16 protein-coding genes are annotated in these 20,899 nt (G+C 50.4%); 7 read left to right on the forward strand and 9 right to left on the reverse strand.

Features of this window, described 5'->3' with window-relative positions; all coding sequences use genetic code 11:
* Window positions 1-150: 150 nt before the first annotated feature.
* Together JKP77_RS05255 and JKP77_RS05260 are read right to left on the reverse strand one after the other, a co-directional pair.
* Entirely contained in the window at window positions 151-1,728 is a 1,578-nt protein-coding gene (locus JKP77_RS05255; RefSeq protein WP_218310159.1) for an AMP-binding protein, read from the reverse strand.
* 128 nt (window positions 1,729-1,856) lie between these two features.
* Window positions 1,857-2,312 (reverse strand): hypothetical protein, encoded by a 456-nt coding sequence (locus tag JKP77_RS05260; RefSeq protein ID WP_218310160.1) that lies wholly within the window; start codon window positions 2,310-2,312, stop codon window positions 1,857-1,859.
* Window positions 2,313-2,421: 109 nt separating this feature from the next.
* Between JKP77_RS05260 and JKP77_RS05265 the strand changes: the two genes are divergently transcribed.
* The 4 genes from JKP77_RS05265 to lysC all read left to right on the forward strand — a co-directional run bounded on the left by JKP77_RS05265 (window position 2,422) and on the right by lysC (window position 8,314).
* A complete protein-coding gene (locus tag JKP77_RS05265; RefSeq protein ID WP_218310161.1) occupies window positions 2,422-3,528 on the forward strand; it encodes a PQQ-dependent sugar dehydrogenase in 1,107 nt (368 codons plus the stop codon).
* Between the two features lie 230 nt (window positions 3,529-3,758).
* Window positions 3,759-6,371 carry a bifunctional aconitate hydratase 2/2-methylisocitrate dehydratase gene (acnB, locus tag JKP77_RS05270; protein WP_218310162.1) on the forward strand — a complete coding sequence of 871 codons (2,613 nt, stop codon included), beginning with the start codon at window positions 3,759-3,761 and terminating at the stop codon, window positions 6,369-6,371.
* Between the two features lie 82 nt (window positions 6,372-6,453).
* On the forward strand, window positions 6,454-6,894 hold the full coding sequence (locus tag JKP77_RS05275; protein ID WP_218310367.1) for a DUF192 domain-containing protein: 441 nt from the start codon (window positions 6,454-6,456) through the stop codon (window positions 6,892-6,894).
* Between the two features lie 70 nt (window positions 6,895-6,964).
* Window positions 6,965-8,314, forward strand: a complete 1,350-nt coding sequence (gene lysC, locus JKP77_RS05280) for a lysine-sensitive aspartokinase 3 (RefSeq protein ID WP_218310163.1) — start codon at window positions 6,965-6,967, stop codon at window positions 8,312-8,314.
* Window positions 8,315-8,679: 365 nt separating this feature from the next.
* Here the strand turns inward: lysC and JKP77_RS05285 are convergent, their stop codons facing one another.
* The 7 genes from JKP77_RS05285 to JKP77_RS05315 all read right to left on the reverse strand — a co-directional run bounded on the left by JKP77_RS05285 (window position 8,680) and on the right by JKP77_RS05315 (window position 17,800).
* Window positions 8,680-10,704, reverse strand: a complete 2,025-nt coding sequence (locus JKP77_RS05285; RefSeq protein WP_218310164.1) for a HAMP domain-containing methyl-accepting chemotaxis protein — start codon at window positions 10,702-10,704, stop codon at window positions 8,680-8,682.
* A gap of 487 nt (window positions 10,705-11,191) precedes the next feature.
* Window positions 11,192-12,007: a symmetrical bis(5'-nucleosyl)-tetraphosphatase gene (locus JKP77_RS05290; RefSeq protein WP_218310165.1), complete on the reverse strand. Its 816-nt coding sequence runs from the start codon at window positions 12,005-12,007 to the stop codon at window positions 11,192-11,194.
* Window positions 12,008-12,020: 13 nt separating this feature from the next.
* Window positions 12,021-12,395, reverse strand: coding sequence for a Co2+/Mg2+ efflux protein ApaG (gene apaG, locus JKP77_RS05295; protein WP_218310166.1), 375 nt, complete (start codon window positions 12,393-12,395; stop codon window positions 12,021-12,023).
* A 2-nt stretch (window positions 12,396-12,397) separates the two neighbouring features.
* The gene (gene rsmA / locus JKP77_RS05300) at window positions 12,398-13,222 is read right to left on the reverse strand and encodes a 16S rRNA (adenine(1518)-N(6)/adenine(1519)-N(6))-dimethyltransferase RsmA (protein WP_218310167.1); all 825 of its coding nucleotides are present in this window, start codon (window positions 13,220-13,222) and stop codon (window positions 12,398-12,400) included.
* The gene (pdxA, locus tag JKP77_RS05305; protein ID WP_218310168.1) at window positions 13,219-14,202 is read right to left on the reverse strand and encodes a 4-hydroxythreonine-4-phosphate dehydrogenase PdxA; all 984 of its coding nucleotides are present in this window, start codon (window positions 14,200-14,202) and stop codon (window positions 13,219-13,221) included. Before pdxA ends, rsmA begins: the two co-directional genes overlap by 4 nt.
* 19 nt (window positions 14,203-14,221) lie before the next feature.
* Entirely contained in the window at window positions 14,222-15,508 is a 1,287-nt protein-coding gene (gene surA, locus JKP77_RS05310; protein WP_338024837.1) for a peptidylprolyl isomerase SurA, read from the reverse strand.
* A 54-nt stretch (window positions 15,509-15,562) separates the two neighbouring features.
* Window positions 15,563-17,800: an LPS-assembly protein LptD gene (locus JKP77_RS05315; RefSeq protein WP_218310170.1), complete on the reverse strand. Its 2,238-nt coding sequence runs from the start codon at window positions 17,798-17,800 to the stop codon at window positions 15,563-15,565.
* A 389-nt stretch (window positions 17,801-18,189) separates the two neighbouring features.
* On the opposite strand from JKP77_RS05315, the gene djlA reads away from it, so the two are divergent.
* The 3 genes from djlA (at window position 18,190) to dsbC (ending at window position 20,827) form a co-directional block, all read left to right on the forward strand.
* Window positions 18,190-19,044, forward strand: a complete 855-nt coding sequence (gene djlA / locus JKP77_RS05320) for a co-chaperone DjlA (RefSeq protein ID WP_218310171.1) — start codon at window positions 18,190-18,192, stop codon at window positions 19,042-19,044.
* Window positions 19,044-19,967 carry a site-specific tyrosine recombinase XerD gene (xerD, locus tag JKP77_RS05325; protein WP_218310172.1) on the forward strand — a complete coding sequence of 308 codons (924 nt, stop codon included), beginning with the start codon at window positions 19,044-19,046 and terminating at the stop codon, window positions 19,965-19,967. Before djlA ends, xerD begins: the two co-directional genes overlap by 1 nt.
* A gap of 146 nt (window positions 19,968-20,113) precedes the next feature.
* Complete coding sequence (dsbC, locus tag JKP77_RS05330; protein ID WP_218310173.1) at window positions 20,114-20,827, forward strand: bifunctional protein-disulfide isomerase/oxidoreductase DsbC; 714 nt, start codon at window positions 20,114-20,116, stop codon at window positions 20,825-20,827.
* Window positions 20,828-20,899: the final 72 nt, after the last annotated feature.

Here is a 20,899-nt window from a genome sequence, read left to right on the forward strand (position 1 = left end):
CGAGCCGAGCCTGGGGGCAGAGAGGATTTGCTTGGGCAGCGCAGTGAGGTTTCAGGTACCTGTTTAACCTGTCAGGTTAAGGTAGTAGGCCGGGCAGCAACCACTGCGTGTCAGTGTTTGCTGCCCGGGCTTGCCTTCAAAGTGCCGCACTTACGACGCTTTGCGTAACTCACGGCGTAAAATTTTACCTACCGTTGATTTTGGCAGTTCTTCCAGAACCGTAATGGTTTTCGGTACCTTATACCCGGTAAGATGTTCGCGGCAATAAGCTCGCAGCGCGTCGGTATCAATCTCTTTCCCGGTTGTAATGAAGGCGCATACACGTTCGCCGGAGTTGTCATCTGGCATGCCCACGACAGCGGCCTCCATGACATCCGGATGCGACGTAAGTACGTCTTCTACTTCGTTCGGATACACGTTGAAGCCGGATACCAGGATCATATCTTTCAGACGATCGACAATTTTAACGGCGCCCGATTCAGTAAACTCACCAACGTCGCCGGTTTTGAAAAATCCGTCTTCGGTCATGACTTTGGCCGTCTCATCATCACGGTTCCAGTACCCCAGCATAACCTGGGGACCGCGGGCGGCAATCTGTCCTGACTCGCCCTCTGGCACAGAGTTGTCATGACTATCCAGCAGTACGATGTCGGTGTCAGTCAGGGGTAAGCCCACTGTGCCAATTTCTTCCTCGCCCGGATTATTAAAACATAGCACCGGGGCGGTTTCAGACAGGCCATAGCCTTCCGTGATACTGCAGCCGGTCACATCTTTCCAGATAGCGACAGCCCCTTTGGTTAACGCCGTTCCCCCGGAGAGGGTCAGGTGCAGCTCTGAAAAGTCGAGCTTGGCAAACTCCGGATGACGACCAAGGCCGACAAACAGCGTATTAATACCCGCAAAAGTCGTAAATTTGTGTGGCTTCAGAGTGTGTATGAATCCATCAATGTCACGCGGGTTCGGGATCAATATCGTCTGACATCCTTTGGCGAAAAACGTCATCATGCATACCGTAAAGGCATAAATGTGATACAGCGGTAACGGACACACCACCACTTCCTTGCCATCGCGAAAGCGTGCGCCAAGACGATCCAGCGTCTGTATACTGTTTGCCAGCACGTTTCTGTGACTGAGCGCCGCCCCTTTTGAAACCCCGGTGGTGCCGCCTGTGTATTGGAGCATACATAGCTCGTCAAGCTGGGTTTCGGGACGTGATGGCAACGATTGTGCACTGCCTTTATCCAGCACAACGGTAAGTGATGTCGTACCGTCGATGTCAGGGGCTGAATCCGGGTCAAGTAACTCTGTTGCCGAGGTGGTGATGACGGTAGCAATGCCAGTGTCGGCTTTGATAGCCTCAAATTTAGGCAGTAAATCACTGAGGATCACCAGTGCTTTGGCACCGCTGTCGGTAAACTGATGCTTCATCTCCCGTTCGGTATAGAGTGGGTTCGTGTTGACCACGACCAACCCGGCACGCAAAGCGCCATATACCGCAATGGGATTCTGAATCAGATTTGGCAACTGAATGGCAATTCTTTCACCGGGTTGAAGATCAGTATGGTGGCGCAGGTAACTGGCAAACGCCCGGGAGTAGGTGTCTATCTGACTAAACGTCAGCGTTTGCCCAAGCGCGGTGTAGGCGGGTTTATCTGCAAAGCGCACCAGAACCTGTTCAATATAATCTGCCAGCGACGATACATTATCCGGATAAGTCAAACTTGTCATAAGGCTGCAACCACGATTCAAATATAAATTAAGAGTCATTAACCCTAGCAAAGGTTCTGAATTATTTACATTTTGATTACATGATTAGTATCTATTCATCGTTTTTATGCAGAACTATATAAGGTTGTTTATTTAGCTCGAAACACCTGGTCAGTTACCGCAAAAGTGAGCCCGCCAAGGAACCCGGCACTGCTCTGAAGTAACTTGCCGCCTGTCTCTCGGGCGCCTGCAATTAACGTGACTTCCATGATGGGATGCATGGCCAGCAGCATCGCGAGCATACCGAATGCACCAGCGCAGGCGCAAATAAACGCATAGAGTGCGCCGCGGTGCGGAAGAAAGCGTCCAGACAGTGACGCTACGCCCATCGCGATAAACAGCATGGCGAAAATCGCCGTACCATAGGCAGGCAATAGCCCAGCCAAATCATAAGCAATGGTTGCCAGACGCTCTGCCAGAGGGATCTGTACATCCAGTTCACTGAGCCTGGCCAGAACAGATTGGGTATGAAAGATACAGGCAAAGCTGTAAGTGACTAAAAAAGCCGGTACTAAAATCATCACAAAGCGGACAAACTTTTTCACACTCACTCCTTTTGACTGCGTTGCAGCTACTTGCCAACAGTGGCGTTGGCGCGACCTTATCATTCCATGGTAGGGTAGACGTCTTCAAGTTTTCTTTGCATCTAACATCATGAAAGTATGGCTTTCTTTGCTCACATCGCTGGTTCTTTTCAGTCTTTCTTCAGCTACAGCGCTGGGACGCGAAGACGTTCAGAAATACAACACAACCACACTGTCTGAACAGCTTCGTCGTCCGTGGGCCGTAGTGGAAACGCCAGACAGACGCTGGTTAATTACCGAAATGGGCGGCACGCTGGTTACGCTTTATCCTGACGGCACAACCGTGCGCACCGTGTTGCCTCTGGCGTCTTTGTACGTTGAGGGGCAGGGTGGCCTGCTGGATATTGCACTGACCCAGGATTTTACGATGTCAGGCCGGATCATGCTGACATATGCGAAGGGGACCGCAGACTGCAACCGCTTGGCGGTAGTCAGTGCGACACTTACCCAACAAGGCACGCTGGAAGATATTACGCCTGTGCTGGACGTGGCCCCGTGCAAAGATACCCCGGTCCATTTTGGTGGACGTCTTGCAGTGTTAAATGATGGCACCTGGCTGGTGACGACCGGCGATGGCTTTGATTATCGCGAGAGTGCGCAGAAGCCGGACTCGCAACTGGGCAAGGTATTACGTTTTCGTGAAGATGGCGCTGCCCCTGCGAACAATCCTTTCATCGCTGAGGCACCATATATTTTCTCTCTGGGTCACCGTAATCCGCAAGGCCTTATTGTAGACCCCGAAAGCAACACGATTTATCAGCAGGAACATGGTCCGGATGGCGGTGATGAAATTAATATCCTTACCGCCGGTACCAATTACGGCTGGCCGGTAGTGACACTGGGTGTGGATTATTCCGGCGCGCGAATCAGCCCGTTTGAATCTTATCCGGGAATGCAGGACCCCTTGTTCAACTGGACGCCCTCTATCGCGCCGTCGTCAATGGTGTTATATCAGCAAGACACCTTCCCCTGGCTACAAAATCACCTGGTTATCAGCGCCCTGAAATCAAAAGGCCTGTTTGCCATAAATTTGTCTGAGTCTCCCCTTCAGAGCCAGCGAATATTTGCTACTATTGATCAGCGCATACGCGACGTTGTGACTGACCGTGAGGGCAATATCCTTGTGTTGACGGATGGCGAAACGGCGTCGCTGATAAAACTGACACCAGCATCATAAACCTTTGTCCCGGGCGCTCAGGCACGCCGCTGTCACGAGTCAGGGCAAAGTATCAACAATAACTATGCGAAATGTACAGCAATAGCCTGGCTGAATAGCCGCTATAAGTGAATGAAAGCGCATTAAAATTTAAATTTACACTACAAGCCGTTATAATCCCGGCGTTTATCTAGTCACGTCCTGTGCCAAGACCGTTTACTTAGGGCAGGATTAACCATGAGGAAGATATCGTGTTAGAAGAATACCGTAAACACGTAGAAGAACGTGCTGCAGAGGGTATCCCGCCAAAAGCACTGACCGCAGAACAGGTTGCAGGTCTGGTTGAATTACTGAAAAACCCACCTGCTGGCGAAGAAGAGTACCTGCTGGAGCTGATCTCCGAGCGCGTTCCTCCTGGTGTAGATGAAGCCGCCTACGTAAAAGCGGGCTTCCTTAGCGCAATCGCCAAAGGCGAAGACAGCTGCGAGCTGATCAGCCGCGAAAAAGCCGTAGAGCTGCTGGGTAACATGCACGGCGGTTACAACATCGCTACGCTGGTAGACTTGCTGGACGAAGATGCTCTGGCACCCATGGCAGCGAAAGAGCTTAAGCACACGCTGCTGATGTTTGATGCTTACCACGATGTAGAAGAAAAGCATAAAGCCGGTAACGCTCACGCTACTGACATCATCAAGTCATGGGCGGAAGCCGAGTGGTTTACTTCGCGTCCTAAGATGGACGACAAAATGACGTACACCGTGTTTAAAGTCACCGGTGAAACCAATACTGATGACCTGTCTCCGGCACCGGATGCATGGTCACGTCCTGATATTCCACTGCACGCACTGGCGGCTTACAAAATGACCCGAGACGGTCTGGAGCCGGAAGAGCACGGTGTGAAAGGACCGATGAAGCAAATTGAAGAGATCAAGGCAAAAGGCCATCCGGTAGCGTTCGTTGGTGACGTCGTGGGTACCGGTTCTTCACGTAAGTCGGCAACTAACTCTGTACTGTGGTTCTTCGGTGAAGATCTGCCAGGCGTGCCTAACAAGCGCGGCGGCGGTGTCTGTATTGGCGGTAAAGTCGCGCCAATTTTCTTCAACACCATGGAAGATGCCGGTGCATTGGTTTTTGAAGCTGATGTCGACAACATGAACATGGGTGATGTCATCGATATCTACCCGTACGAAGGCAAAATTACTAACAGCGAAACCGGTGAAGTGCTTGCCCAGTACGACTACAAATCAAAGGTTATCCTTGACGAAGTTCGTGCTGGTGGCCGTATCAACCTGATCATCGGTCGTGGTCTGACTGACAAAGCCCGCGAAACACTGGGTCTTGAGCCTACGGATCTGTTCCGTACGCCAGAACAACCAGAAGATACAGGCAAAGGCTATACCCTGGCTCAGAAAATGGTCGGTAAAGCGTGTGGTGTGGAAGGCGTTCGCCCTGGCACCTACTGCGAACCTAAAATGACAACCGTAGGTTCACAGGATACCACCGGTCCTATGACCCGTGACGAGCTGAAAGATCTGGCGTGCCTTGGCTTTACAGCCGATTTAACCATGCAGTCTTTCTGTCATACTGCGGCGTATCCGAAGCCAGTAGATATCGAAACACAGCACACATTGCCTGATTTCATCATGAACCGTGGCGGTGTTTCGCTGCGTCCTGGCGACGGTATCATCCACAGCTGGCTGAACCGTATGTTGCTGCCTGATACTGTAGGTACCGGCGGAGATTCGCACACCCGCTTCCCGCTGGGTATCTCGTTCCCTGCCGGCTCTGGATTGGTGGCGTTCGCGGCTGCTACAGGCGTTATGCCTCTGGATATGCCAGAGTCAATCCTGGTTCGCTTTACCGGTAAGCGTCAGCCTGGTATCACGCTACGTGATCTGGTTCACGCCATCCCGCTTTACGGTATCAAGCAAGGTCTGCTGACGGTTGAGAAGAAAGGTAAAATTAACCAGTTCTCTGGTCGTGTTCTTGAAATTGAAGGTCTCGAAGACTTAACCGTTGAACAGGCGTTTGAATTATCTGATGCGTCAGCAGAGCGTTCAGCTGCCGGTTGTACTATCAACCTGTCAGAAGAATCTATTGCAGAGTACCTGCGCTCTAACATCACCATGCTTCGCTGGATGATCAACGAAGGCTACGGTGACCCACGTACGCTTGAGCGTCGTGCGCAGAAGATGGAAGAGTGGCTGGCGAACCCAGAACTGATGCGTGCGGATAAAGACGCAGAATATGCAGAAGTTATCGAGATTAACCTTGATGACATCAAAGAGCCTATCGTGTGCTGCCCGAACGATCCGGATGATGCGAAAACGTTGTCTGAGGTTGCCGGCGATAAGGTCGACGAAGTCTTCATCGGCTCTTGTATGACCAACATCGGTCACTTCCGTGCCGCTGGTAAACTGCTTGAGCAATACAACAAAACGCTGCCTACCCGTCTGTGGATTTCTCCACCTACCAAGATGGATAAAGCGCAGCTGATGGAAGAAGGCTACTACAATATCTACGGTCGTGTAGGTGTGCGTACAGAAATGCCGGGCTGTTCACTGTGTATGGGTAACCAGGCACGTGTTGATGCCGGTGCCACCGTACTGTCTACCTCTACCCGTAACTTCCCTAACCGTTTAGGTGATGGCGCGAATGTATACCTGACTTCTGCTGAGCTGGCTGCAGTAGGTGCTATCGTAGGTCGTATCCCGACGGCGGAAGAGTACATGGAGTATGCCGGTAAGATTGACTCTATGGCTGCTGATGTTTACCGCTATCTGAACTTCGATAAGATGGAAAACTTTAAGAAAGCGGAAGACGATGCGAAGGCGAAAATCATTCCAACGTTGAATGTTGCCTGAGTGAGCGTATAAACTACAAAGCCGGGCACCGAAAGGGCCCGGCTTTTTTTATGGCTTTATGGAGAGCACCTGTATGCCAATGATGAAACCTGCCACACTGGCTTTTATTGCGCTTTTTTTACTGACAGCCGCTGCGGTTCAGGCGATACCCGACCTGCCGGTAAAATTCGACAGCGCATCAATAGAAGTGGAAGGACAGGTATATCCCGTGGAATACGCTCAGACCTATGAGCAACGGGCCCGCGGCCTGATGTATCGTAAGTCGTTGTGCGAAGACTGCGGCATGTTATTCAGGTTCAGCACTCCTAAAAGAGCCAGCATGTGGATGAAAAATACCTTCATTCCACTGGATGTAGCATTTATCGACAGAAACGGCGTGATAACAGATATAAAAGCCCTGGAGCCCCATAACCTCGAGTCAGTGGGAGCATCAAAAGAGGTCATATACGCGCTGGAAATGAACCAGGGGTGGTTTGCCAGACAAAATATAAAGGTTGGCGACCAGATTATTGTTAATCCATAACAACGGATCCTGTATCCCGTTGTTAGCTTACCGGGCGCGTTAACCTGTCCCGGTGAACACGGAGAAAACTGTGACTAATGCTTTAACTATTGCCAAATTCGGCGGCACCAGCGTAGCGAATTACGCAGCGATGCAAAACTGTGCGCGTATTGTCGCCGGCAACCCTGATACCCGTATTGTCGTGGTTAGCGCGTCTGCGGGCGTGACCAACTATCTGGTAAGTCTTGCGCATACCGCAATGACACAGGACCAGATTTCGCAAACCTGCCAGGCGATTGAAGACATTGAGCGGGCTATCCTTGCCTGTCTGAAAGATCAGCAGGAAATTGAGCCCAAACTTAACGATTTGCTGGACGAAATGCGGGCACTGGCGTTGCACGAAGAAATCATGCATCGCAACGATTTAAAAGACGGTTTGTTGTCGATGGGCGAACGTATGTCTTCGCTACTGTTCAGTGCGGTACTGGCTGAAGAGAACGTCAGCACCATGAACTTTGACGTGCGCAAAGTACTGAGAACCGACAGTGAATTTGGTGCGGCAGCACCGCAACTTGAGGACATCGCAGCGCTGAGTGAGCAGCTGCTGCGCCCGGAGATAGAAAATGCCATTGTCGTCACACAGGGCTTTGTGGGCGCAGACGAGGAAGGCAGAACCACAACCCTGGGACGCGGCGGTTCTGATTTTACTGCGGCGTTGCTGGCGGAAGCGCTTAACGCGCAGGTTTGTGAAATCTGGACTGACGTGATTGGTGTTTACACCACCGATCCCCGAATTACGGACGCCGCACGTCCACTCCCTGAATTAAGCTTTGAAGAAGCGGCAGAGATGGCGACGTTTGGCGCCAAGGTGCTGCACCCGGCGACCATGGAGCCCGCGCTTCGAAAAGATATCCGGGTTTTTGTGGGCTCCAGTAAAGAGCCTGAAAAAGGCGGTACCTGGATCATGCGTGACTGCCAGGAAGAGCCGCCGTATCGTGCCATCACCCGTCGTAAAGAGCAGGTAATGGTAACGGTGAAAACACCGAAGATGATGTATGCTCAGGGCTTTCTGCAGCAGGTATTTGCCATTATCGCAAAGCACAAGCTAAGCGTGGATTTGGTCACTACCTCGGAGATTTCAGTGTCGTTTACGTTGGATAATCCGGCCAATTCTGTGGCGCAGCGATTGAACAAAGAAACGATAGCTGAACTGGAAACCTTGTGTGATGTGACGGTAGAAAGCGGCTACGACCTGGTCACCGTAGTGGGTAACCACATGCAAACAGCCAAAGGCGTATCCAGTAAGATTTTTGCGGCAGTGTCAGACTATAATCTGCGTATGATTTGCTTCGGCGCGAACCCGCACAACATGTCATTCTTAGTGAACGAGCAGGACAGCAACGATATTGTCACAGGTCTGCACAAGACACTCTTTGAATAAACAGGCGTTGTTTTCTCCCTATCTGATGTGAAGAGGCCGGTTGGCCTCTTTTTATTTGCTCTGCCTTTGCCAGTGGATCTGTGTTTTGCAGGTAGGACTCTACATGCCAAATAAAGTCGATTTACTCGGCGCTGGTATAAAGCAAAAAAAGAGTAGCCTCTGCTTTGCCTGAACTCAGTCTGCTTTGCCTTAACTTAGCATGAGCAGAACTGACAATCTGTGAGGACTGGTATGCGCGCACTGCGCGGATTTGAACATGCTACGTCATGTTTCTGTCTGTGGCGATGACACGGCTCATAAGATGAAATTGCAAGATAACAAAAAAGGGGGCGCATGGGCCCCTTTATCATCATTCGTGTAAGTGTCTACACTTTAAACTGACGGATAGATTGCTGCAGCTCTTCTGCCAGTCTGGCCACTTCATGGCTGGACTCAGAGGTCTGTTGCGCGCCGACTGTAGTTTCCTCGGCAATGCCAACAATGGTTTCGAGTTTCTCACTAATTTCATGAGAAACCGTATTCTGCTCGCGGGCAGACTGCTCAATCTGTGAGCTGACATCATGCGCTTTGTGAACCGCATCAGAGATAATATCCAGCGCCTGTGTCGCGCGTTCAGTCTGTTCTACACACACTGCGGTTTGTTCTTTACCCTGATTCATAACCGCCACCGCTTTCTCAGCACCGGCCTGCAGCACCTCAATCATCGCGTTGATTTCCTGCGTAGATTCCTGAGTACGACTTGCCAGCGTACGGACTTCATCCGCAACCACCGCAAAGCCGCGACCTTGTTCACCGGCACGTGCAGCTTCAATCGCCGCGTTCAGCGCCAATAAGTTGGTCTGGTCAGCAACACCACGAATTACGTCCAGGATCCCACCGATAGAGGCGCTGTCCTGATGCAGTTTATTGATAACTTCCGCTGCATCCTGAACATCTCTTGCCAGCACTTCGATGGTGTTGCGGTTTTCAAGAGAAATCTTACGCACATTTTCTGCTTCAGCATCGGCATGGCGGATTTGACTGAGCGTGTCTTCTGCGTTTTGCATAACCAGCTGAGACGTAGAGTGCATCTCTGTAGTGGCGGTAGCCACCTGTGAGATTTGAGACTTCTGATCCTGAATGCTGTGGGTAGTTTGCGAGGTCACTGTTGAAGTTTGCTCTGACGCTGCAGCAAGCTGCTCTGCACGGGTGTTGATACCTGTGATAAGCGACTTCAGGTTGCCGATCAGTTTGTTACAGTTGCGGGCCAGCTGACCGAATTCATCCTGTGCAGAGTCATCCATACGCTGGGTTAAATCACCCGAAGATGCAATGTTAAGTAATTCGTTGACACGGTTAAGCGGACGGGTAATGGCATTAACGGTGATAAAACCGATAACAGCGGCAATGGCGATAGACACAATCACGACAACAATCACGAAAATATTGCCGTTTGAAACTGCACCATTTACCTGCGCGTCAATATCGGCTGCTTTCTGGTTCGCCAGGGTAAGTAAACGCTCCAGCTCAACTGTTGCCTGTGCGATATTTTCATCGGACGCATTCAGTGCTTTTTCGGCAGCGTTTCTAAACTCAAGACGATCAACTTGCAATTGCAGTACACCGTCATTGGCAGTAATTGCATTCAGCGCGTCTGATACCAGCGTGTTGATCTCATCCAGCGTACCGGAGGCATCCTGGCCGTCCGCGGCACTGACCATGTCTGAAAGCAACCCGGCTACGCGGTCGACTACCAGCTCAACTTCATTACCTAACGTTTGTGAGCGGATCAGCGTCTGAGTTTTGACATATTCGTAAGAAACAGTAAGCAGTGACAGCAGAGAGGTTTCAAGTTCGCTGCCGACTCGCGCCGCTTCCTGTAAATCATCGCTGTTTCGAACAGCCTGCATGTCTGAGAAATCCAACAGATAGGTAGAAGCGTCATCGGCATTATCTTCTGCAACGCCCAACTGTTCATCGATTTCGTTACGCATACTCATATAAGCACGGTGGCTGGTATACATGGTTTGCACGTTATCGATGTATTCATCGTAGCTGGCTTTTACCGAATTCAGCGATTGTTTCAACTCAGGATCGTTGCTGACAGCTTTTGCTAAAAGTGCATATTGACGCTCGAAGTTTTCTTTACTTTCGTTAAAGCTGGCCTCTTTTTCTTCCAGACCACTGAGGTCTTCTTCAATGTACGCCTCAAAGGTGAGACGGCCCATGTTAAGAAAACTGGCTTTTAACGCGTTACTGCCAGAGAGTGTGGGTAAGGCTACCTCATTCACTTCATCTGTCGCAGAACCGACGGAGTTCAGGTTATAGAGTGAAACGGCGCTGATAACAACCAGCAACAAGCTGATAGCAACGAAGCCGCCAATGACCCGCATGGCTACTGTAATTCTCATCGGAACTCCTGATGTGACACTGTTATTGTTATGAAGATTTCTCTCGCAGTGAATTTTGGCAAAAAAATAGTATAAATTCACTACCGAACTTACACTTTTCCTGCAACGAAACCGTCGTGAAAAACCTATCCTGATTTTTTTATCGACATTACAATAAGATACTTAAGCCCGCTTATCCTAAATAGCAGAAAAGATCTTACAGATTTTACTACTATACCGGAAAATCCTGAGAAGGTGCGAATAAGTCGATGGGCGGCAATGCTGAAAGTCAGGTGATTTCCTGCGGTAGTTGTCGTAGGCAAAACGGGTGAGAGCGCAAAAAACGCAGGCCGGGCAAGCACAGGTTTACTGCCTGCCAGGGCAAGCTTCAAAACGTATTTGCAGCAAAAACTACGCGGCCTGATTATTACCTTTAGTTGCAACTTCTGTCATGCAACCGCATACACCCGAATGCGCTGCGTGATTACCCACGCTGTTCTCTCTTATTTTAGGCGCTGACGCTGATGCGTTTACCCGATTCAAGATGAAGGGCGGTCATTGTCTGTCCCCATACGTAGCCAGTATCCAGACCGATAAACTGGTCGTTACGGGTTTTTCCATTTAACGCTGCCCAGTGGCCAAATACCACTTTCTCATTTCTCTGAAGCTGATTGTTGGGGCATTGGTACCATGGGATCAGGTTGGAAGGCGAGTCCATAGGTGAGCCTTTGGCATCAAAATCCAGAGACTGATCGGGCATTAAAAAGCGCATGCGTGTGCAGGCATTGATAATAAAACGAGCGCGATCTTTACCCTTTAAACTTTTTTTCCATCGGGTAGGGGAGTTCCCATACATGTTATTCAGCATGGTTACCCAGTCATCTCCCTTTAACACCTGGCTGACTTCATCACTTAGTGACAGAAGCGTTGGCACAGACCACAGCGGATAGAGGCCAGCATGAACCATCACATGGTTTTCATCAATCTGATAGGCCAGCGGAAACTGGCGAAGCCACTCTATGATATCCGGGAGGTCCGAAGCATTGAGCAGGTTGTCCATGCGATCACTTTTTTTCACTTTGCGGATCCCTTGTGTTACCGCCAGTAAATGCAAGTCGTGATTGCCTAAAACCGCGTGAAACCGGTCGCCGAGCCCCATTAATAATTTAACGGTTGCCAGCGAGTCTTCACCCCGGGCCACCAGGTCTCCCACAGCAAAAAGACGGTCAGTGGCACGGTCAAAGTTGATTTTGTCCAACAGCGCGTTCAGGCCATCTGCACAGCCCTGGATATCACCAACAATATAGGTATTTCCGGTGGTCATCAGTCCTCTGAAATCAGTTTATGACGTTGGGTACAGCAAGTCGAAACACATCGATTGGGGCCCGGAACAGGCTGCCATCGGACGCTTGCATCTCATAATAGCCTTGCATATTCCCCACCGGTGTATCAAGGATTGCGCCACTGGTGTACTGAAATTGTTCGCCAGGTTTGATCACAGGCTGCTTGCCGACCACGCCACTACCCTGAACTTCAGAGCTTTTGCCGTTGGCATCGGTAATGTTCCAGTAGCGGTTAATCAACTGCACCGTGTCACTGCTTTGATTAATGATCGTAATCTGATATGCAAATGCATATTGCGTGGAGTTTTCCGGCAGATGGTCGGGTAAATAACGCGTCGATACCTGTATGACTATGGTGGGATCGTTCATTGTTATTCTGCCGGCCAGTCTTTCTCGGTTACGGCGTTGGCAATTGCTGCAAAGTCCGCCAGAGACAATACTTCTGCGCGAGCAGTAGGGTCCAGCCCCAGCGCTACAATTTCGCTTTCATCGAGGCAATCCTTTAGCGAATTACGGATGGTTTTACGGCGCTGATTAAATGCCTGTGCGCAGACTCTTTCCAGCGTGGTAACTGACTTCACCGCAACCGGTGGCGTAGCGTGAGGAACAAGCCTGACAACAGCAGAATCGACTTTCGGGGGCGGCTTAAACGCGCCGGGAGGCACGTTCAGTACCGGCATTACCTGGCAATAGTATTGTGCCATCACAGATAACCTGCCGTAAGTTTTTGAGCCAGGCCCTGCTGCGAGTCGTGTGACCACTTCTTTTTGCAACATAAAGTGCATGTCTTTAATGTCACCGGTAAAGTCAAAAAGATGGAACATCAAAGGAGTAGAAATATTATATGGCAGGTTACCGAATACGCGTAGCGGCTCATCAGGCTGTTTGGAATTAGCCCGGACCGACGAAAAGTCGAGGGTGAGTGCATCCTGTTCGATAATCGTTAGCTTGTCGCCATGAAACGGATGGTGACGCAAACGTTTTGCCAGATCTCTGTCCAGTTCGACGACAGTGAGCTGATTTACGCGTTCGCAAACCGGATCGGTCAGCGCGCCAAGGCCGGGCCCGATCTCAACCAGATTCTCACCGTTCTGCGGATTAATTGCAGAGACAATTTTATCAATGACGTACTCGTCATGAAGAAAATTCTGGCCAAATCGTTTTCTGGCAGTGTGTCCTAAATGTGTTTTACTCATTGTTGATGATGAGCCAGTTCAATGGCTTTCTCTAATGCTTTTCTGAAACTTCCGGTATCGGCCTGTCCGGTGCCGGCGAGTTCCAGCGCGGTACCATGATCGACAGACGTACGGATAAACGGCAAGCCAAGGGTGATGTTTACCGCTGCGCCAAAGCCTTTGTACTTAAGCACCGGTAACCCCTGATCATGATACATCGCCAGTACCACGTCGGCATCTTCCAGATATTTTTTCTGGAAGATCGTATCGGCGGGAAGAGGGCCTGTAATATGCAGTCCTTCATCGCGTAGCGCATCTAATGCGGGGCGTATAGTGTGTATTTCTTCGGTACCAATATGCCCGTCTTCGCCCGCATGGGGATTGAGGCCACACACATAGATATGCGGCTGCGTAATGCCAAACTTAAGTTTCAGATCGGTGTGAATGATATGAATAACTTTGTGCAACCGTTCCCGGGTTATCGCTCTGGACACATACTCCAAGGGGATGTGGGTGGTTGCGAGCGCAACATTCAGGCCTTCTGTAGATAACAGCATAACCACGTCCATGGTATTGGACTGATGCGCAAAGAATTCGGTATGTCCGCTGAATGAGACGCCGGACTTATTGATGATCCCTTTGTGTACCGGGCCGGTTACCACGGCAGCAAAGTTTCCTTCCATATTTGCCTGACAGGCCTGACGCAGGGTTTCAACAACGTAGCGACCATTCTCACTATCTAACTGGCCGGCGATAGCAGGTGTGGCGATATCGACCTGTTGAATATACAGGCTGCCCGCTGGCAACAGTTCGTCGTTGCCGGCTTCAAAGGGAACCAGTGTTAACGGCAGCCCTAGCTGACTCGCGCGGGCTTCCATCATGGCCTTATCAGCAAACACGACCAGCTGCGCATCCCATTGCTCCTGCGCCAGCTGGATAATGAGATCAGGGCCAATGCCAGCGGGTTCGCCGGGCGTTACCGCAAGTTTAATTGCTGTCATGAACGTGTCAGTTACCTTATTAGTCTAAGACTTCGATGTACGCAGCATCACGCATTTCACGCAGCCAGGTTTCGGATTCTTCAGCAAACTTCCGGTTAAAGATAAGTTGATGTGCTTTTTCCTCTTTACGCTTATCGGTAGCGTCGTCAAAGCGACGGTCAATAAGCTGCATTAAATGCCAGCCGTGAACAGAGCGTACCGGGTCACTGTATTCACCGGGCTCCAGTTGCGCCAGCGCATCACGGAATGCAGGCACATAGTTGTTTGGATCTGTCCAGCCAAGCTCACCACCGCGCAGTGCAGAACCCGGATCTTCGGAATGTTCCTTGGCCAGTTCAGCAAAATCAGCCTCACCATCAATGAGCTGTTGTTTGAAGTTTGCCAGCATCTCTTTGGCTTTTTCTTCACTCAAAATGATTGATGGCTTGATAAGAATGTGACGGGAGTTCACTTCTTCTACCGTGACCGTTTCGATACCACGGGTATCCATAATCTTCAGAATGTGGAAGCCTGCACCACTGCGGATGGGGCCGATTAATTCGTCTTTCGCTTTGCCCTGAACGGCTTCGGCAAAAAGAGTAGGCATCGAGTTAATGTTTAGCCAACCCATATCACCGCCTTCCAGCGCTTCTGAGCCGGATGACGATGCCAGTGCAATTTTCGCAAAGTCAGAACCGGTATTCAGCAGCTCAAGCACCTTGTCCGCACGGTCACGCGCGTCAGCAACATCGGCATCGGTAGGTTCTGGCGGAAAGCCGATAAGAATATGTCCAAGACGGTATTCCGCTTGTTCGGCGCCTTGTTGTTCAATCAGTTTCACCAGCGTGTTGACTTCCTGTTCGGTGATATACACGCGGCGGCGAACATTCGCGCGGCGCACTTCACCAATGATCATTTCTTCGCGCACATCTTCGCGGTAATCTTCATACGCGATACCGTCCAGGCGAAGCTGACGGCGCAAGTCTTCCAGACTGGCTCCCTGATTCGCGGCGATGTTAGAGATAGTTTGTTCAAGCTGTGGATCGCTTATCCGGATCCCCATACGCTCTGCCATCTGCATTTGCAGGCTTTTCACAATAAGCCGCTCAATAGCCTGCGTGCGCAGAGCCCGGTCTGAGGGCAGATCCTGATTGTTTTCTTCCGCATTGCGCTTTACTTCAGAAACCAGCGCCTGAATTTCGCTTTCCAGAATAACACCCTGGTCGACGATTACGGCGACCTTGTCCAGCATGACTTCCTGTGCAACGGAAGAGAAACTCAGTAGCGCACTTAAACACAATGCCCGAAATAAAAACTTCATAAACACTCTTTTTAATTGTTTGCTTCATTGTGAGCCGTCAGTATGACGACTACAAGTGGGTTAATTTAAACTATACGGCTGTCGATAGCCAAACATGCCGTCTTCCAGCATGCGTCGGTTTGAGCCTTTTGAGCCCATACCCTTGAAAATAAACTGCATGGAAATGCCCGACTCATAGTCATCATTCCCCTGCACGTTCCCGGCTTCGTAGCGATTGCTCAGATAGCGCTGTGCAACCACCCGGATAGCCCAGCAACAGGATTCGTACTGAATACCAATATAGTTTTCGATACTCCTGTCGCGTTCAATATCACGGTACGTACGACCTACCCAATGCCAGTTTTTGGCGATAGGCCAGCTTGCAGACAGCCCGGCCTGGTCAATGGTTTCCCCGGACAAATCGCGAACGTAGCGGTGTGTAAGCTGAATCAGGCTGTCATTATCTCTGCGATACTCCAGCGCGACGCTGCTTCGCTCCACCTTATCTGTGTCGGTAGTAATTTGTACATCGGTGTGAAAATACCAGCGGTCACTCATGCGCCAGTCAACTTCGCCGGCCAGAGCTGAACGATCGCCATCCTTGGTCGCTGCAATTAACTGATTATCATCAAGGTAGAATATCTGACCCAGGCTAATGACAAATTGTTCCCGGTTGGCGTTATCAATTATTCTGCTGGTGACACCCAGCGTGATTTCATTGTTATCACTGATTCTGTCCAGGCCGGTAAATTCCTGCCCGCGAAAGAGACCGTCAACATCGGTGAGTAGTGACGTTGAATCATACATGCCGATATCACTCTGATCCTCGTAAGAGGTATACAGATACTGCAACTTGGGTTCGAGAGTCATCGTCATGCCGTCGGCAATCCAGGTTGTGTCGCGCTCGAAGTAGAGTGCAGAGAACAGCCTGAACTGACCTAATGTGCGGTTTACTTCCTCTTTCAACTCAGTCCCGTCAGTATTGTCCTGACTGTAATAGGTATTCAGCACGGTAGCCTGTGCTGTTATCTCCCCCCACTGACGCTGATACGGGATAGACAGCGAGGGAGCCACATGCCATCGCAGCGCTGTCGGGGCGGTATCCAGCGAGTTATCAAAATACGCAAGCTCTGAATCGAACGTGAAATCGAGATACTCTGCAAGCGGGGTCGTATAATTAAGTTTGGCTTCCGGCAGAGCACGGTAAGTATCGGGATAATCCCCAATCACCACAAAATCTTTTAGCTGGACGTCCATGGTAAGCTTGGGGGAATAGTAGCTTAGCCCGACAGTGCGGTATAAGTGGGTATCAGCACGGTTATAGAAATCGGAGCCTAGATCGACAATATAGTTGTCATCGCTCATTCCGTTCACGTCTACCCGCGTTTCCCAGTTGTCACCCAACGCACCGTGATGCTCCAGGCGATAAAAATAACGGTCTTCGTTCGGTGTCAGGTCACGATCGCTGGGTAAGTACTCCAGGTTGATTTGTCCATAACTCTGCTCAGTCAGGTATCGAAACTCCGTCTTAAGCTGGACCCCCCGCTTTGTCATTACGCGAGGTGAGAGGGTCATGTCGTAATTGGGGGCCATATTCCAGTAAAACGGCTGTTCGTAATCGATGCCGGTTTGCCCTGAGCTGGTAATCTCCGGAAAAAGCAGTCCCGTCTGACGCTGATTACTGACTGGAAACGCGAAGTAAGGGAGGTAGAATACCGGCACGTCACGTACGTAGAAACGGGTATGTTTCGCCTGACCCCATACCGTACCCTTCTCAATACTGATCTCGCTGGCCTGAATGCTCCAGTCTTCTTCTCCCAGCGGGCAGGTGGTGAAGCTGACATCTTTTAAAATAAGCCCTTCGTCTGAAGCCAGAACAATGCTTTCTGCAGCGCCGCGCCCGGCAACCCCGGAAAGCTGATAGCGGGTATTGGTCAATGCCAGTCGCTCGTCTGCCTGACTTAACGAGATTGAGTCAGACTTCACTTGCAACTGAGTGTCCTGATACGTGACATCGCCCTCGGCATACATGTTTTTGCCGTTTTCGTTAACCTGGGCCTGATCGGCATGGATAGTGGCAGCGTCTGAAGTAATATCGACATTGCCCGAAAACAGCGCCACCTGATTTTCGATAATTTCAGTCCGGTTTGCTTCCACCTTCACGTGTCCGCGCGGCATCAACTGCTGACTGGAAAACTGCACGGGCTCTACGCTGCACAAAGAGGTTGCAGTATCAGCTGGTGTATCTTGAGTAGATTGCGCTATCGCGGCGTGGTTGGTAAAGGCCGCCAGAACAAGCAAAGCGCAGAGTTTTTTCATGCGTAGGTGAGTCGCCCGTGTTAATCCCCGCAGCCTGTTACCTGTGTTTGTACACAAAAGAATGACAGACTGTGTGTCCCCGATGATGTCGTTGAATCGCTAAGTACAGAAGCCTGCACTGCGTTAAAGCGACAATTCTAAGCACTTATGTCTGAATAACCAACCAGTAGTTCAAAAAAATCTGCGAATTTCGCTATGTCTTCTCTTTCGTGAAAGCATTGTTTATAGTGATTTTGCCCTCAGATTGTAGGTTTGCCGGTGGCTGGCTTTGATTTCACAGCACAAAACATTCACCTGCACGAAGTAAAGATGTGCCCGTAGTGAATGTCGCATAGCGCGCTGCCCGGCTATGCCGTTCACTGTTTACGTTGCGACAGGAGTACGCGGTTATGGCGTTTTGGGGAAAAATCCTCGGTTTTATTTTCGGCTTTATGTTTTTCAAAATTCCCGGTGCCATCCTTGGCCTGGTAGTCGGGCATTTTTTTGATAAAGCGTACAGTCAGGATTTTAACCAGTTGGGCGGTTTTGGACGCTTTTTCACCGATCAGAATAGCGTAAAGCAGCAGGCGATTTTCTTTCACAGTCTGTTTTCGTCGCTGGGGCATCTGGCGAAATCAGACGGCCAGGTTACCAGCCGGGAAATTCAGATAGCGACTAATTTGATGGACGAGATGCGTCTTACCGGGGAGGCCCGTCGTGAAGCTCAGGACGCGTTTCGTGAAGGTAAGGCCCGGGACTTTCCGGTGGTAGAGACCTTAAAAGGCCTGTATGAAAATTGTCACGGTCGTCGCGATATCTTGCAGGTGTTTTTGGAAATCCTTATCCAGGCGGCCTTTGCTGACGGCCAGTTGTCGCAGGAAGAATACAACGTGCTGGAGAAGGTTGCGAGCCCACTTGGATTCCGCCGTCGGGATCTCGATTATCTCATTTCCATGTTCGAAGCAGAGTTACGGTTTCGTCAGCGTGGTGGCGCTTCAAATGCCGGAGGGGGAAATCAGCGTCAGCGCCAGCAGCGCGCTTACTCCGATACGCAAACGTTATCTGACGCTTACAAAATTCTTGGCGTGTCGCAAAGCGATGACGAAAAGGTGATTAAACGCGCCTATCGAAAGCGGATGGCCGAGCACCACCCGGATAAGCTTATCTCTAAGGGATTGCCTCAACAGGCGATGGAAATTGCCAAACAGAAAGCGCAGGACATCCAGTCGGCTTACGAGCTGATTAAAGAAAAGCGCGGTTTTTAATGAAAAATACCCTGCGCAAAGAGCCGCTGTCGGTCATGAATCAGAAGCATATTGATGCGTTTATCGATATGTTGTGGCTGGAAAAGGGGCTGAGTGAACATACACAGCAAAGCTACCGCACCGATCTCTCTAAGCTTGCGCTGTATTGTCAGCAGCGAGGCATGAGAGATATTTCGGCCGTCACCACCGAAATGGTGCAGGATTATCTGGTACACCGACACAGCGAGAAGTTGTCAGCCCGCAGTACACAGCGTGCAATGAGTGCGATGCGCGCGTTTTTTGTTTATCTGGTAAATCAGCACCTGCGCGTGGATAACCCGATAACACCATTACGTAACCCGAAAATTCCGCAATCGTTACCCTCGTCACTCAGCGAACGGCAGGTCGATGACCTGCTAAATGCCCCGGATATTGAGGATCCCATTGAATGTCGCGACCGCTGCATGCTGGAAGTCCTGTATGCGACTGGCCTGCGTGTGAGTGAGCTTATTTCGCTGCGCATGGATCAGGTAAGTACGCAACAAGGGGTAGTGAGAGTAACCGGGAAAGGCAATAAAGACCGGCTGGTGCCGCTGGGCGAAGATGCCGTCGACTGGATAGAGAAATACGGCAAAGACGCCAGGCCGATACTGACGAAACATCCTACCGATCTGGTTTTTGTCAGTAAACGCGGCAGTCAGATGACGCGTCAGACGTTCTGGCACCGGATTAAGGTGTATGCAGCGCGGGCAGGGATCGAACAGCATCTTTCCCCACACACGTTGCGTCACGCGTTCGCCACACACTTATTGAACCATGGCGCAGATTTACGGGTCGTACAAATGTTATTGGGGCACAGCGACCTGTCGACCACACAAATTTATACCCACGTAGCGACAGAGCGCCTGCAAAACCTTATTCATTCGCATCACCCCCGGGGTTAGCGATGAATGCCATCAACGTATGGATAAGCATCCCTGCACCTGCGCTGATGCTGTGTTAGGATTTGGGCAAAAGTAAGACAGATCAATTGAAAGAAACTGTCAGTATTCAGGGTCTTTACCTTGTAAACCATCTTCAGGAGTTGTTAGTGAAGTTATTTAAACGAGCGGTCATACTGGCCACTGCCTTGTTGGGCGCGACAGCCTTTGCTGCGGACTCGCAGGACGATATAACGGCGAAAATTGAATCAAAACTTGGCTTTGATGTCATTGCTGTTGCCGATGCACCGGTTGAAGGGCTGTATCAGGTTACGACTGACAAGGGCCTCTTTTACATCAGCAAGGACGGCAAATATCTGGTGCAGGCGCGCATCTACAACATGGATGCCGGTATGCGTAACGAAACGGAAGTCGCGCTGTCTTCACTGCGATTAGAAGGTATCAGTGCGTTCGAGGATTCTGCCATAGAATTTACCGCCGAAGATGAGAAACACACGATTACTGTGTTTACGGATATTACCTGTGGCTACTGCCGTAAACTTCACCGTGAAATCGAAACCTTTAATGATTTGGGTATAACCGTGCGTTACCTGGCGTTCCCACGCTCCGGGTTAAACAGTCAGGGTTTTAAAGACATGGTGTCAGTATGGTGCGCAAAGGATCCACAACAGGCCATGACGGATGCTAAAGCGGGCGAGAAGGTGGAAGCACAGACATGCAAAAATAAAGTTGCCCAGCAATATGAATTTGGTCAGCAGATCGGTGTAAATGGCACACCGAATATTATTCTGCCTGATGGCTCGCTGATCCCGGGCTATCAACCGGCTGAAGCCATTGCCCAGGTCCTGAATCGTCAGGGATAACCACCATCAATGTCACGCTGCGCATTACGCGCAGCGTTTTATCTTTCCCTGCTTCCCCGGTATCATACCGAT

This window comes from Alteromonas antoniana (genome assembly GCF_019249295.1).
Lineage (GTDB): Bacteria > Pseudomonadota > Gammaproteobacteria > Enterobacterales > Alteromonadaceae > Alteromonas > Alteromonas antoniana.

Bases quoted from the DNA above. Each gene is read 5' to 3' on its own strand.
- JKP77_RS05255 (WP_218310159.1), bottom strand. From the start codon at position 1,728: ATGACAAGTTTGACTTATCCGGATAATGTATCGTCGCTGGCAGATTAT.
- JKP77_RS05265 (WP_218310161.1), top strand. From the start codon at position 2,422: ATGAAAGTATGGCTTTCTTTGCTCACATCGCTGGTTCTTTTCAGTCTT.
- JKP77_RS05275 (WP_218310367.1), top strand. From the start codon at position 6,454: ATGAAACCTGCCACACTGGCTTTTATTGCGCTTTTTTTACTGACAGCC.
- JKP77_RS05285 (WP_218310164.1), bottom strand. From the start codon at position 10,704: ATGAGAATTACAGTAGCCATGCGGGTCATTGGCGGCTTCGTTGCTATC.
- JKP77_RS05290 (WP_218310165.1), bottom strand. From the start codon at position 12,007: ATGACCACCGGAAATACCTATATTGTTGGTGATATCCAGGGCTGTGCA.
- apaG (WP_218310166.1), bottom strand. From the start codon at position 12,395: ATGAACGATCCCACCATAGTCATACAGGTATCGACGCGTTATTTACCC.
- rsmA (WP_218310167.1), bottom strand. From the start codon at position 13,222: ATGAGTAAAACACATTTAGGACACACTGCCAGAAAACGATTTGGCCAG.
- pdxA (WP_218310168.1), bottom strand. From the start codon at position 14,202: ATGACAGCAATTAAACTTGCGGTAACGCCCGGCGAACCCGCTGGCATT.
- JKP77_RS05315 (WP_218310170.1), bottom strand. From the start codon at position 17,800: ATGAAAAAACTCTGCGCTTTGCTTGTTCTGGCGGCCTTTACCAACCAC.
- djlA (WP_218310171.1), top strand. From the start codon at position 18,190: ATGGCGTTTTGGGGAAAAATCCTCGGTTTTATTTTCGGCTTTATGTTT.
- xerD (WP_218310172.1), top strand. From the start codon at position 19,044: ATGAAAAATACCCTGCGCAAAGAGCCGCTGTCGGTCATGAATCAGAAG.